Origin of the sequence: Paraburkholderia sp. BCC1884 (assembly GCF_900996225.1) — a bacterium.
Taxonomy (GTDB): domain Bacteria; phylum Pseudomonadota; class Gammaproteobacteria; order Burkholderiales; family Burkholderiaceae; genus Paraburkholderia.
In genome coordinates this window covers 357,392-370,014 of the sequence record NZ_CAAJGL010000079.1, presented here as the reverse complement: position 1 = coordinate 370,014, position 12,623 = coordinate 357,392, and the positions used below count along the sequence as shown (strand labels likewise).

11 protein-coding genes are annotated in these 12,623 nt (G+C 63.6%); 4 read left to right on the top strand and 7 right to left on the bottom strand.

Annotated features, from left to right (window positions below; all coding sequences use genetic code 11):
• Positions 1-108: 108 nt before the first annotated feature.
• The 3 genes from FQ705_RS17025 to FQ705_RS17015 form a co-directional block, all read right to left on the bottom strand.
• Positions 109-570: a TadE/TadG family type IV pilus assembly protein gene (locus FQ705_RS17025; RefSeq protein WP_144143093.1), complete on the bottom strand. Its 462-nt coding sequence runs from the start codon at positions 568-570 to the stop codon at positions 109-111.
• A 35-nt stretch (positions 571-605) separates the two neighbouring features.
• Positions 606-1,106: a prepilin peptidase gene (locus tag FQ705_RS17020; protein ID WP_144143091.1), complete on the bottom strand. Its 501-nt coding sequence runs from the start codon at positions 1,104-1,106 to the stop codon at positions 606-608.
• Positions 1,107-1,243: 137 nt separating this feature from the next.
• A complete protein-coding gene (locus tag FQ705_RS17015) occupies positions 1,244-1,423 on the bottom strand; it encodes a Flp family type IVb pilin (protein WP_144143089.1) in 180 nt (59 codons plus the stop codon).
• 659 nt (positions 1,424-2,082) lie between these two features.
• Between FQ705_RS17015 and FQ705_RS17010 the strand changes: the two genes are divergently transcribed.
• From FQ705_RS17010 to FQ705_RS16995, 4 genes are all read left to right on the top strand, one after another.
• Positions 2,083-3,570, top strand: a complete 1,488-nt coding sequence (locus FQ705_RS17010; protein WP_144143087.1) for a collagen-like triple helix repeat-containing protein — start codon at positions 2,083-2,085, stop codon at positions 3,568-3,570.
• Positions 3,571-3,751: 181 nt separating this feature from the next.
• Complete coding sequence (locus tag FQ705_RS17005; protein WP_144143085.1) at positions 3,752-5,092, top strand: collagen-like triple helix repeat-containing protein; 1,341 nt, start codon at positions 3,752-3,754, stop codon at positions 5,090-5,092.
• A gap of 292 nt (positions 5,093-5,384) precedes the next feature.
• Entirely contained in the window at positions 5,385-7,094 is a 1,710-nt protein-coding gene (locus FQ705_RS17000) for a POTRA domain-containing protein (protein ID WP_144143083.1), read from the top strand.
• A gap of 158 nt (positions 7,095-7,252) precedes the next feature.
• Positions 7,253-7,747, top strand: a complete 495-nt coding sequence (locus FQ705_RS16995; RefSeq protein ID WP_144143081.1) for a DUF2147 domain-containing protein — start codon at positions 7,253-7,255, stop codon at positions 7,745-7,747.
• A gap of 108 nt (positions 7,748-7,855) precedes the next feature.
• Here FQ705_RS16995 and FQ705_RS16990 read toward each other — a convergent pair whose 3' ends face one another.
• The 4 genes from FQ705_RS16990 to odhB form a co-directional block, all read right to left on the bottom strand.
• Entirely contained in the window at positions 7,856-8,311 is a 456-nt protein-coding gene (locus FQ705_RS16990; protein WP_144143079.1) for a transposase, read from the bottom strand.
• Positions 8,312-8,471: 160 nt separating this feature from the next.
• The gene (zapE, locus tag FQ705_RS16985) at positions 8,472-9,569 is read right to left on the bottom strand and encodes a cell division protein ZapE (RefSeq protein ID WP_144143077.1); all 1,098 of its coding nucleotides are present in this window, start codon (positions 9,567-9,569) and stop codon (positions 8,472-8,474) included.
• Between the two features lie 90 nt (positions 9,570-9,659).
• Positions 9,660-11,090: a dihydrolipoyl dehydrogenase gene (gene lpdA / locus FQ705_RS16980; protein WP_144143075.1), complete on the bottom strand. Its 1,431-nt coding sequence runs from the start codon at positions 11,088-11,090 to the stop codon at positions 9,660-9,662.
• A gap of 139 nt (positions 11,091-11,229) precedes the next feature.
• Positions 11,230-12,513 (bottom strand): 2-oxoglutarate dehydrogenase complex dihydrolipoyllysine-residue succinyltransferase, encoded by a 1,284-nt coding sequence (odhB, locus tag FQ705_RS16975; RefSeq protein WP_144143073.1) that lies wholly within the window; start codon positions 12,511-12,513, stop codon positions 11,230-11,232.
• Positions 12,514-12,623 lie beyond the last annotated feature (110 nt).

Below are 12,623 nucleotides of genomic sequence, written 5' to 3'. Positions count from 1 at the left end.
AGGACTCGCTGCGTCGGTTGAACGATGCCGGGCCTGGCGTGTGCCGGTTCGGGCAGCCGGGCACGTAGCCGGTGACGGTGACGGTGACGGTAAGGGCCGGCGCGTGCATCACTGAATGTTCTCCGGGTTGAGCTGAACCGTGGCCGTGGCGACCAGCGAATTCGGCAACGGGGCAGTCATTAAACCCAGCGTCGGCACGAACGGATTGTTCTTGTAGTCGTAGCTCAACGACACGTTGATGCAGTACATCGCGTTGCCCGGTCCGCACGACGTCGCGGTCTGCGTGCATTGCATGATGTTCTGCAAGATCGATGCGGCCGCCTGGTTCGCCGCCGCACACGCATTGGCGCCGCGGTTGGTGAGCGCGGAGGCCATCGACGTATTGCTCGCCCAGTTCAGCGCGGCGCGCGCGCCTTCCTCGGCGGCGAGCGTCATGTTCTGTTGCGCCACGAAAATCAGGCTGAACGTAACGATCGCGTACAGGATCAGAAAGAACACCGGAAAAATCAGGGCAAATTCGACGGCGACGGAACCGCGCTGCGCGCTCCGGCGCCGCGTGCGTGCGCTCATCGGCACACGCGCCTGGTGGAGCTTTGGCGACGCCTTCACCGCACACCTCCGGCTAGCGTCACGACACCGAGCCAGCCGCTCGCGGCAACCGTCAGACACGCGGCGTACGGCGTCGACGTCTTGCCTGCCAATTCGAAGGTTGCGCCGCCACGACGGCCGAGGCTCGCGAGCGGCGTGCGCGTCGACAGCAGCAGCCACAGCGCGTGGGCACCGGCGGCGAGACTCGCGGCCATCCACAGACCGGGCAACGCGCGCATGCCGCACCACGCGCCCAATACCGCGAATATCTTGACGTCGGCCGCACCCATTACGCCGAGCGCGAAAAACGGCAATAAGGCGGCGAGTCCGATCGATGCGCCGAGCAAAGCCTGCACGAGCGAAACATCGAACGGCCCGCATTGAATGAGCGCACAAGCCAGTGCCGTCGCCAGACCCGCGACGACAAATGAATTGGGAATACGCCGGTGCCGGACGTCGCAATAAGCAACCCAGGCCGACCAGGCAACAAATAACAGAATCCCGAAGAAAGCTTTCATTTCGCACTCGACACGCGAAGCAATGCCATGCGTATTGCCAGGCAATACGCATTAACCAATATGGCAATGGCATAAAAAGCCGCGAAAACGAGCAGATAACAGAGCGCCCGCTCCGCGGGACTTTCAGGGCTGCTCTTTTACGCCGCGGGTGTGGCTGTTATTTTGGTGGCAATCGTGCTGAACACGCTTTCCAGATTGTTGCCGATGTTGGTCACCGACGTCACGATGACGAGGACGATGAGCCCCGCGATCAGGCCATATTCGATGGCCGTCACGCCCTTGCTATCTTTCAGAAAGCGTTTGGTGAACTTGTTCATTTTTACCCTCGGACTTCATTTATTTCGTCTATATGCATGCTGCATTGCTGGCGGTCTTCCTCGACGCAGCATGGACCGTGGCTCTCTCATTCCCCGGTCCTGCTTGTTGCGTTGCGGAAACTCCGCCGTACAGCGGCCTTCAATAAAACGGGTCAGCTGGAGTTGTCTGTTCGATAACGCACCTCCCTCGTCAACCTTTGATGCTTTCGGGTTTTATAGCCGAACAATCTTATTTAAGCAATTGTCCTAAGCCCTCAGCCTCATGGCCTATGCGTTTTAGGTCCACACTCAGGTTAACGGCAGTTCGTGCGTTGCAGCACATAGGAAAAACCACTAGTTAGATTCGCCTCACTAATTATCTGTTTGAACAGAACGTTTCAAGCGCGATGACGCGTTTTTCGCAATCGCGTTACGCACTTCACCGTAACGGCGCGCGTGGCTCGTTACGTTACGTAGCCCTCCCAACTATCGATCGACGCGCTCTTTTTCGTGTCGTTCTGATTCCGCGTTTACTCCATCAATGACTCGCCCCGCCTTATCGAATCGGGCTCGGCGACCCACGTCGAAAAATTTCTGCGAATTGCTCAGTCGAAATGGCACGGCTCATGCAGAGATAGGCACGCAGCAACACCCAACAACACATGCGATGCGAGGGCGACATGAACATTCAAACGACCAACACGACGGTACGGGCAACCCTGATTGCGGCGGGCGTCGCCGCGATGCTCTCTCTCGGGGCTTGCGGAGGCTCGGGGAGCCTGAGTTCCGGCACCGGCAGCAACGGTAGCGGCTCGGCCGGCGGCACGCTCACGACGACCGGCAGCGGCAGCGGTTCGATGGGTTCGGGCGGTTCGGGCTCCGGCAGTTCCAGCTCGGGCGGCTCGACTTCGGGTTCGGGAACGAGCGGCGGCACCACGCCAGTCGCCAATGCGCTTGGTACGGTGGTGGACAACGGCGGCGGCGTGATCGGCGATGCCGGTCAGACGGTCTCGAGCATCGGCTCCACGCTCGGCTCGCAAAGCCTGCCCGGCGTCAGCGCGCAAACCACTCAGACAGCCGGTGCGGTCGTGCAGGACGTGGGCGCAGCCGTGTCGACGCTCGGCAGTGGCGTGTCGCAAGGCCTCGGCCAACTCGGCACCGGCAACAACGCCGTCGGCACCACGGTGTCGAGCCTGGGCGGCGTGGTCGGTCACGTCGGCGGCGCGGTGACGGACACCGGCAACCTCGTGACGAGCCTCGGCAGCGGCCCGCTCGCTCCGCTCTCCGCCCTGACGACGCCGCTCGGCGGCGCGGTCGGTACGCTGGGCGGCGCAGTCACCAACGGCGGCGCGATGCTCGGCACCGCGCTCTCCACGGGCCCGGTCCAGCAAGTCACGCAAACCCTCAGCACCGCGATCACACCGATCACCTCGATGGTCGCCTCGACCACGCAAACGGTCGGCACCACGACCGGCCTCGGCGCGCCGGTGAGCGGCCTGCTCTCGACGCTCGGCGGCGGACTCGGCACGGCCGGCGGCCTGCTGGGCGCAGCCGGTGGCAACCCGATCACGGCCGCGCTCGGCCACACGGTCAGCGACACCGGGACCACGGTCACGTCGGTGGGCGGCCTGCTGACCGGCGGCACGGGCGGCAATCCGCTCGCGCCGCTCACGAGCGTACTCGGCGGACTGTCGGGCGGCACCGGCAGCGGTCCGCTCGCGCCGCTCACCAGCGTACTCGGCGGTCTGTCGGGCGGCACTGGCAGCGGTCCGCTCGCACCGCTCACCAGCGTACTCGGCGGTCTGTCGGGCGGCACCGGCAGCGGTCCGCTTGCACCGCTCACCAGCGCACTCGGCGGTCTGTCGGGCGGCACTGGCGGCAACCCGCTCGCTCCTGTCACCGGCGTGCTGACGACCGTGACAAGCGGTCTGTCGAGCGCCACCGGCGGCAGCAGCAGCCCGCTCGCACCGGTGACCAGCTTGCTCGGCACCGTCACCAACACGCTGGGCGGCGTGACGACCACGGCTGCCGCCACGCCGACCTCGACGACCGGCACGGGCACCGGCCTGTCGCTCTCGAGCTCCGCGGGCAAGGGCACGACGAGCAGCCCGCTCGCGCCAGTGACATCGCTCCTCGGCGGCCTGCTGGGCGGCATCTCGAAGAAATAAGCGCAAGCCTCTCGAGCATCTGAAAGAAGTGCAGCACCACCCGACCCGGAGCGCGGCCCGCCAGCCGCGCGCCCGGTCCCACTTGAACTTCGTCTGAACCGGGCTGCGCCGCCCGGACACCCGACACACCCGCGCGTCGAACCACCGCACACGATATCCATAAGACACAGAGGAGCACCCCATGTCCACTCAACGTTTTTTTTCTCTCCATGCGGCGTGCGCGACCGTGTCGTCGCTGCGCGCACCGCTGATCGCCGTCGCGGTCGCCGGCCTGCTCGCGGCTTGTGGCGGCAGCACCGTCACGCCGCCGAGCACGTCGAGCACCGGTAGCGGCAGCGGCTCGGGCTCGACCGGCACGGGCAGCGGTACGGTCGCCGCCAAAGGCACCACCGGCCTCGCCACCGCCGCCGCGCAGACCACCACCGACCTCGGCGGCATGATCGCCTCGACGACGATCCCTGGCCTCAGCCCGCAAGTCACGCAAGGCGTCGGCAATGCGGTGTCGAGCACGAGCAGCACGCTTAACTCGCTGGCCGATGCGGTCAGCACCGGCATCGGCCAGACCGGCACGACGGCGAATCCGGTCGGCACCACGGTCGGCGGGCTCGGTTCGGTGGTCGGCTCCACGAGCGGCGTGGTGCAAGGTCTGAGCGTGGCGGTCGGCGGTCTGGGCAGCGGCAATCTCGCGCCGCTCTCGCCGCTCACGACGCCGTTGGCGAGCACGCTCTCGACGGCGGCAGGCGCACTCAACGCCGGCGGCGCGACACTCGGCAACTCGCTCAATTCCGCACCGGTTCAACAGATCACACAACCGCTCAGCACCGCGATCACGCCGATCGTGACCACCGCCGGACTCGTCACGCAGACGGTCGGCACGCAGACCGGCCTCGGCGCGCCGCTGGGCGGCGTGCTGGCGCAGCTCGGCGGCACCTTGAGTTCGGCCGGCTCGCAAGTCGGTTCGGCGACCAGAAACCCGGTCGGCGCGGACCTTGGTTCGCTGGTCGGCTCGCTCGGCAATACGGTGACGAATGCCGGCGGTCTCGTGAATCCGAATGGCCCGAATGGCGCGATGCCGATCCCCGGGCTGATCACGAGTCTGGTCGGCAGCACGAGCGTGAGCGTGGCCAATGGGCCGCCCGCCAACAGCAGCCCGTTCGGTCCGCTGCAAAGCTCGCTCGCGAGCCTCGGGCTCGGCAACAATCCGCTCGGCTCGCTGTCGACGCTGCTCGGCGGCTCGCCGCTCTCGAGTTTGACCTCCACGCTGGGCGGCACGCCGCTCGCCGGTTTGACGTCGACGCTGGGCGGCTCGGGCAGCGCGTCGAGCCCCCTTTCGGCGCTGACCGGCGCGCTCTCCGGCACGACCGGCAGTTCGGGCAGCGGCCCTCTCGCACCGGTGACCGCGCTGGTCGGCCAGTTGACCGGCACGCTCTCGTCAGCAGCCGGTTCGACGAGCGGCTCGAGTAGCGCGACGAGCGGTGTGACGACACTGCTCGGCGGCTTGTTGCCGGTGAGCCATAAGTAGTAGTCCGCACAAGTGCCGCGCCGCTGTCGCGCGCGGCACGCCGTCCCCGCAACATCCGCCGTGCGATGTGCGATGTGCGATGTGCGCCAGGACGGCGAGTGATTCAGTGCGCATAAGCAGTCCGTCTCATCACGTGTTCTGCGTTTTTGCAACGCATGCTCAAGGCCCACGGAGCACGTGACGTAATACAGGCAAGCATGGCAGTATGCGTCGAGCCTCACATAAGCGATCGCGACCCGCCTGGCCAGGACGGTTCGTCCGCGATACAAGAACGGCCTACGAGGAAAATCCGATGAAACTCGGGTATGGCAGCAAATGGACCCTGGTGTTTGCGGCAATTGCGGCAAGCACCATGCAAGTGGCAGCACACGCGCAGTCGCGTCCCGGCGGTGCGGCGGTCGGCGGTAATCCGCTCGATTCGCTACCGTTGATCAAAGCGCCTGACAAAGGCCCTAACGTGACCGTTCAGGTCGCCCCGCAAGCCCCTCAACTCCAGGAACTGCTCGCCCGTCACATCACGCCCACACGCGTGCAGGTCGAAGGTGTGAAGTCCATTCCGTTCGACGAAGTCGCGCAGCGTTTCACACCGCTGGTCGGCAAGGACACCACCATCGGCGACCTGATCCAGATCGCCAACGGCGTCACCAGGCTCTATCAGGATCGCGGCTATGCGCTTTCGTTCGCGTTCATCCCGGCGCAGACTTTCGAAGGCGGCGTGGTACGCGTGACCGTGGTGGAAGGCTATGTCTCCACGGTCAAGGTGACCGGCAAAGCGGGCGCGGTGGAAGACAAGATTCGTGCGATCGCCGATCACATCGTCGCGGACCGGCCATTGCGGCGCGCCACCTTCGAGCGCTATATCAACGTGCTCGGTTTGCTGCCCGGCGTGAAGGTCGCGGCCAACGTGCCGCCGCCGCAGAACACCGACGGCGCCACCACGCTCGAACTGAAGGTGGACCGCAAGCCGTTCGACGTCAGCACCGGCATCGATTTCAATCACCCCGGCGTGCAAGGGCTTTTGACCGCCACCGAAAACGGGCTCACGGCACTCGGCGAGCAACTGAGCGTGTCGGCGCTATTGCCCAAGGGTCGCGACAACGTCACCTATCTCGCCGCGCACGCGTCCGCGCCGATCGGCAGCGACGGACTGATCGCGAAGATCGACGCGTCGCACTACCGCGGCAACCCGGTCGACAATCCCGGCCTGCCCTCTTACGTTCAGCGCACGGTCATCAACGACAAGGTCGGCGGCTCGCTCGCTTATCCGATTCTGTTGAGCAACACGCAAAGCGTAATCGGCACGGCGTCGGTGTATGCCTCGCACGACGAGGACCGCTACAACAATCAGCAAACCGGTGCGCAGATCGGTCTGCGCTCGCAAGTGCGCGTGATGCAGTTGCAAGCCGACTACACCAACGTGCAGACCGATCAGGTGCGCCGCGCGAGCGTCAACCTGGCGAAGGCGTTCGATATTCTCGGTGCGTCGAAATCGGGCGACTCGAATGTGCCCGGCACGACGGTCGTCAATCCGGCGTCGATCAATTTCGTGCGTACCGGTGCGACGTTTTCGCAAACCAATCAGTGGCCGATGAAGATCGGTACCGCCGTGCAACTGACCGGCCAGTACAGCGCCGTATCGTTGCCGACCTCGGAACAGATTTCATTCGGCGCGCAACGTTTCGCGCAAGGTTATCAACCGGGCGAAGCGTCGGGCGATTCGGGCTGGGGCGCGATGTTCGAAGTCAACCGCGGCTTCACGCCGGGTTTCACGTATCTGCGCACCTTGACGCCGTATGTATCGTTCGACATGGCGCGCGTCTATCTGCATGCGGGCACGCCGTCGCCGTCGCGGCTTTCGTCGATCGCGTTTGGTTTCCGCATCTCGGATGCGAAGTACTACAGCCTGGATCTCTCGGTGGCCAAGGCGCTGGGCGATGCGCCGGTGGAAAGCGCGTCGCGCAGTCCGCGTGTGAACGCGACCTTCTCTTATCAACTCAACTGAGTCGATGCGCGGTCGATGCCCGAAAGTGCCGCATCCTGATTAGAGGGTCCACTATCAAACGGCACGCGCGCTTTCACGTATTCTGCGACGACGATGCAGGAGAGGCACATAACGCCGCGCGACCACGATCGCGCCGTCTTTAATCAAGGAGGAAGACAATGACCCAACTCACTCAATTCACGCAGCGCGCCCGCGCTGTCGCACTTCGCACCGTCAAACACGCCGCAGTCGCGGGCGTGCTGCTTGCCAGCGCCGTCACGGCCATGGCGCAAACCGACAGCCCGGTCGGCACGTGGCAAACCATCGACGATCACACCGGCCAGCCCAAGGCGCTCGTGCAGATTTCGCAGGACGGCAGCGGTTCGCTCAACGGCAAGGTCATCAAGGGGCTAAGCGCGAACGATCAGCCGGATCGCCGCTGCACCGAATGTACGGATGCGCGCAAGGATCAACTGATCCTCGGCATGACGATCATCAACGATATGAAAAAGGACGGCGACGGCTGGGATCACGGGCATATTCTCGACCCGGAAAACGGCAAGATCTATAAGTGCAAGATGCATCTCGAAGACGGCGGCAACAAACTGGTGGTGCGCGGCTATATCGGCGTGGCGCTGCTGGGCCGCTCGCAGACGTGGGTGCGTCAGCAGTAACTCAAGCAGGGTCGCGGCGCCGATGCGCCCGCGACAGTCATAAAAAAACGGCCGACGATCGCAATCGTTCGGCCGTTTTGTTTATAGGCAACGGGCGGGTCGAAGTCGTCATGCAGCGTATTTGAAGGGCGACCCGAACGCGAATGGCGACGAAGGCAGCGGTGTGCCCGACGCCGGATTGCGCGCACCAGACGGTGCAGGCCGGCTCGCGGACGGGTCGGTCTCAGCGCCCTTCTGCGCCGCGTTCTGATGCGTGCGCATGCGCGCTTCCATCAGGGTGCAAAGCTCTTCGCTGGCGGCGCCGAACAACTGCTCCATGACCCGCTTGAGCACGCCCGATTCGTACCACGCCTTGAAGCGGCGATGACAGGTTTGATACGACGGGTATTTGCGCGGCATGGCGGACCACGTGGCGCCGCTGTACATCACCCAGAGCACGCCGTTGAGCACCGAGCGCGTGTTGGCCAGCGGCCGGCCGCGCAACTCAGAACGCGGACGCAGTTCGGGAAGCAACGGTGCGACACGTTGCCATTCTTCATCATTGATATCGCGATGTGGATACATGGTTTCTCCTTCGTCAGAACCGAGACAAAAGATATCCAGTCATCCGCAGCCGGAATATAAGACCAATCCGAATCTTGAAATTACGCCCGACGACGCTGCCGGCTCGCTTGCCGGCGTGTGATCTATCGCAAAAGCGAGGCGGCCTGCCTCGCGTCAATGCTTAGGTTAGCGACGTATCGACTAGCCGGCGTGGTGCGTCGAGATATTCCTTCGACTGCATTTCGACGATGCGCGACACAGTCCGCGTAAATTCGTTGGCCATCGGACCGTCGACGTACAGGTCGTCGGGCGGCACGGCAGCCGACATCAGCAGCTTCACCTTGTGGTCGTAGAACACGTCGATCAGCCACGTGAAGCGGCGTGCTTCCGAGGCCATGCGCGCGGACATCTGCGGCACGCCGGAGAGGATCACTGCGTGAAAGCGGCTCGCCAGCTCCAGATAGTCATTCTGCGAGCGCGGACCGCCGCACAGCGTCGCAAAGTCGAACCACACGACGCCATCCGCTTTACGCAACGCCTTGAGCTCGCGCTTTTCGATGTGCAGGATCGGGCTTTCGTCGGGCACGGCGGCAAGCCGTCCGAACGCGTCGCGCAAAGCCTTGTCGGCGGCGGCGCCAAGCGGCGTGTGATACACCTCGACCTGGGCGAGCGTACGCTGACGGTAGTCGACGCCCGCGTCGACGTTGATCACGTCGAGCTTCGATTTGATGAGCTCGATGGCCGGCAGCATCCGGTCCCGATGCAAGCCGTCCGGGTACAGCGTGTCCGGCGCATAGTTGGACGTCATCACGAACTGCACGCCGTTCTCGAACAGCTTGTCGAGCAGGCGATACAGGATCATCGCATCGGCGATGTCGGAGACGTGGAATTCGTCGAAGCAGATCATCCGGTAGCGCCTGGCGATACGACGCGCGAGTTCGTCGAGCGGATCGGCCTGGCCCTTCAGATCTTCCAGTTCACGATGCACTTCGCGCATGAACTCGTGGAAATGCAGCCGCGTCTTGCGATTCAGCGGCACCACCGTATAAAAGCTGTCCATCAGGAAGCTCTTGCCGCGCCCTACGCCGCCCCACATGTACACGCCGCGCGGCAGATCGGGATGAATGAGCAGCTTCTTGAACGCATTCGAGCGACGCGATTTGTACTCGGCCCACTCTTCATAGCACCGCTGCAGGCGGTCGACCGCCGCGCGTTGCGCCGGGTCCGACTGATAGCCCCGCGTCTGCAGTTCTTTCTCGTAGTATTCGGTGACGTTCATTGTGTTGCTGCAAAAAAGAAAGGCGGGAGGGAGTGAACCCGCCCGCCTTGGTGGTGAAGCCAGAGTGCTATCCGTCAGGCGTGCGCGTGATTACATGTTCAGTGCGCGCTTGTCGACGGCCAGCGCGGCTTCGCGCATGACTTCCGACAGCGACGGGTGCGGATGGCAAATGCGGCCGATGTCTTCCGACGCCGCCTTGAATTCCATCGCCACCACGGCTTCCGCGATCAGGTCCGAGGCGTTCGCCGAGATGATGTGCACGCCGAGCAGTTCGTCGGTTTTCGCGTCGGCGATCATCTTGACGAAACCTTCCGCCTTGTTGATGCCCAGCGCGCGGCCGTTCGCCATGAACGGGAACTGGCCCGTCTTGACTTCGCGGCCTTCCGCCTTCAGTTGCTGTTCCGTCTTGCCGACCCACGCGATTTCCGGTTCGGTGTAGATCACCCACGGAATGCAGTTGTAGTCGATATGCGGCTTCTGACCGTCGATGATTTCAGCGACCAGCACGCCTTCGTCTTCGGCCTTGTGCGCGAGCATCGGGCCACGCACCACGTCGCCGATCGCGTACACGTTCGGCACCGCCGTTGCGCAGTGGTCGTCGACGTCGATGAAGCCACGCTCGTTGGCCTTCAGGCCGATCGCTTCGAGACCGAGGTTGTCGGTGTTCGGCACGCGGCCGATCGACACGATCAGGCGGTCGGCTTCGAGCGTTTGCGCATTGCCGTCCTTGTCCGTGTAAGCGATCGACACGTTCTTGTCGGTCGCCTTGATTTCGCCGACCTTTACGCCGACGTGAATGTCCAGACCCTGCTTCTTGAACTGCTTGGCCGCTTCTTTCGCGAGCGACACGTCAGCCGCGCCGAGGAATTCCGGCAGCGCTTCGAGCACGGTCACGTCCGCGCCCAGACGACGCCACACCGACCCGAGTTCCAGACCGATCACGCCCGCGCCGATCACGGCGAGCTTCTTCGGCACGGTGTCGAACGTCAGTGCGCCTTCGTTGTCGGCGACGATCTTGTTGTCGACCGGAATGCCCGGCAGATGACGTGCCTTCGAACCCGTGGCGATGATCACGTTCCTAGCCGTGACGACTTCCGTCTCGCCTTCGCCGCTGACTTCGATCTGCACGCCGGCGTCCGTCTTGCCGGTGAACTTGCCATGGCCCTTGAGCCACGTGATCTTGTTCTTGCGGAACAGGAATTCGATGCCCTTGGTCATCTTCTCGACGATGCCTTCCTTGCGGGCCAGCATCTTCGCAATATCGACCGAGACGTTTTCCACGGAGATGCCGTGGTCAGCCAGGTGATGCGATGCATTTTCAAATTCTTCCGACGAAGCAAGCAGCGCCTTCGACGGAATGCAACCGACGTTCAGACACGTGCCGCCGAGCTTCAGCGTGCCGGCCGGGTTCTTCCACTTCTCGATACACGCGACGGTCTTGCCGAGCTGCGCGGCACGGATGGCGGCGATATAACCGCCAGGGCCTGCGCCGATCACGACGACGTCAAATTCTTTGGACATGACAATCCTTTTGATGACGGAACGGCGCGCGGCCACGCTTCGTGGCGCATGCCGTTCCTGTACTGCGGAATGCTGGAGACATACTGCATATATGGCGTCGACTTGCGCGATGACAAGCCGACGCCGGCCGAACCTGGTCTTACAGGTCGAGCAGCAGACGGGCCGGGTCTTCCAGCGCGTCCTTCATGGCGACCAGCGACAGCACGGCTTCGCGGCCGTCGATGATGCGGTGGTCGTACGACAGCGCCAGATAGTTCATCGGGCGGATCACGATCTGGCCGTTTTCGACCACGGCGCGTTCCTTGGTGGCGTGCACGCCCAGAATCGCGGATTGCGGCGGGTTGATGATCGGGGTCGACAGCATCGAGCCGAACACACCACCGTTCGAGATCGAGAACGTACCGCCGGTCATTTCTTCGATCGACAGCTTGCCGTCCTTGGCCTTCTGGCCGAATTCGGCGATCTTCTTTTCGATTTCAGCGAGGCTCAGCTGATCTGCGTTACGCAGGATCGGCACCACCAGGCCACGCGGCGAACCGACCGCGATACCGATGTCGAAGTAGCCGTGATAGACGATATCGTTACCGTCGATCGACGCGTTCACCAGCGGGAACTTCTTCAGCGCGTGAACGGCCGCCTTCACGAAGAACGACATGAAGCCCAGCTTCACGCCATGTTCCTTTTCGAACCTGTCTTTGTACTTGTTGCGCAGGTCCATCACCGGCGCCATGTTCACTTCGTTGAACGTGGTCAGGATGGCGTTGGTTTGCTGCGACTCGAGCAGACGCTCGGCGATACGCGCACGCAGACGCGACATCGGCACGCGTTGTTCCGGACGGTCCTTCAGCCATTGGTCGGCCGATGCCGGGCCCTTGACTTCCGGCAGCGACGGCTTGGCAGCCTTCGGTGCGGCAGCTGCCGGTGCCGGTGCAGCCTTGGCAGCCGGAGCCGCTTGACCGGCGGTCAGCACGTCACCCTTGGTGATGCGGCCATCGCGGCCCGTGCCGGCGACGTCGCCCGATGCCAGGCCCTTCTCGGCCATCAGCTTGCCGGCAGCCGGCGAAGCTGCGGTGTTCGCACCCGTTGCGGATGCAGCCTGAGCGGCCGGTGCAGCAGCCGGTGCCGCTTCGGCGACCGGAGCCGGCTTCACTTCGGCTTCGACAGCGGCGGCGCCAGCCTTGCCTTCCGTGTCGATCTTCGCGATCACCTGATCGGCGGCAACGATGTCGCCGTCGTTCGAGATGATTTGCGCGAGCACGCCGGCTGCGGGTGCCGGCACTTCGAGCACGACCTTGTCGGTCTCGATTTCGATGAGAATTTCGTCGATGGCGACAGCCTCGCCCGGCTTCTTCTTCCACTGCAGCATGGTGGCTTCCGAAACCGACTCGGAAAGCTGGGGAACCTTGACTTCAACAATAGCCATTATGAATATCCTGAATACGTATCGGGTGACGGCGCGGTGAACGACGACCGCCTGCGAACCGTGCGTGCCGCGAACCTTGTGGTTCAGATGCGGCACGGGAAAGCGCATGG

Coding starts and splice junctions, on each gene's coding strand:
- odhB (WP_144143073.1), bottom strand. CDS start 12,513: ATGGCTATTGTTGAAGTCAAGGTTCCCCAGCTTTCCGAGTCGGTTTCG.
- FQ705_RS17000 (WP_144143083.1), top strand. CDS start 5,385: ATGAAACTCGGGTATGGCAGCAAATGGACCCTGGTGTTTGCGGCAATT.
- lpdA (WP_144143075.1), bottom strand. CDS start 11,090: ATGTCCAAAGAATTTGACGTCGTCGTGATCGGCGCAGGCCCTGGCGGT.
- FQ705_RS17020 (WP_144143091.1), bottom strand. CDS start 1,106: ATGAAAGCTTTCTTCGGGATTCTGTTATTTGTTGCCTGGTCGGCCTGG.
- FQ705_RS17015 (WP_144143089.1), bottom strand. CDS start 1,423: ATGAACAAGTTCACCAAACGCTTTCTGAAAGATAGCAAGGGCGTGACG.
- FQ705_RS17025 (WP_144143093.1), bottom strand. CDS start 570: ATGAGCGCACGCACGCGGCGCCGGAGCGCGCAGCGCGGTTCCGTCGCC.
- FQ705_RS17010 (WP_144143087.1), top strand. CDS start 2,083: ATGAACATTCAAACGACCAACACGACGGTACGGGCAACCCTGATTGCG.
- zapE (WP_144143077.1), bottom strand. CDS start 9,569: ATGAACGTCACCGAATACTACGAGAAAGAACTGCAGACGCGGGGCTAT.
- FQ705_RS17005 (WP_144143085.1), top strand. CDS start 3,752: ATGTCCACTCAACGTTTTTTTTCTCTCCATGCGGCGTGCGCGACCGTG.
- FQ705_RS16995 (WP_144143081.1), top strand. CDS start 7,253: ATGACCCAACTCACTCAATTCACGCAGCGCGCCCGCGCTGTCGCACTT.
- FQ705_RS16990 (WP_144143079.1), bottom strand. CDS start 8,311: ATGTATCCACATCGCGATATCAATGATGAAGAATGGCAACGTGTCGCA.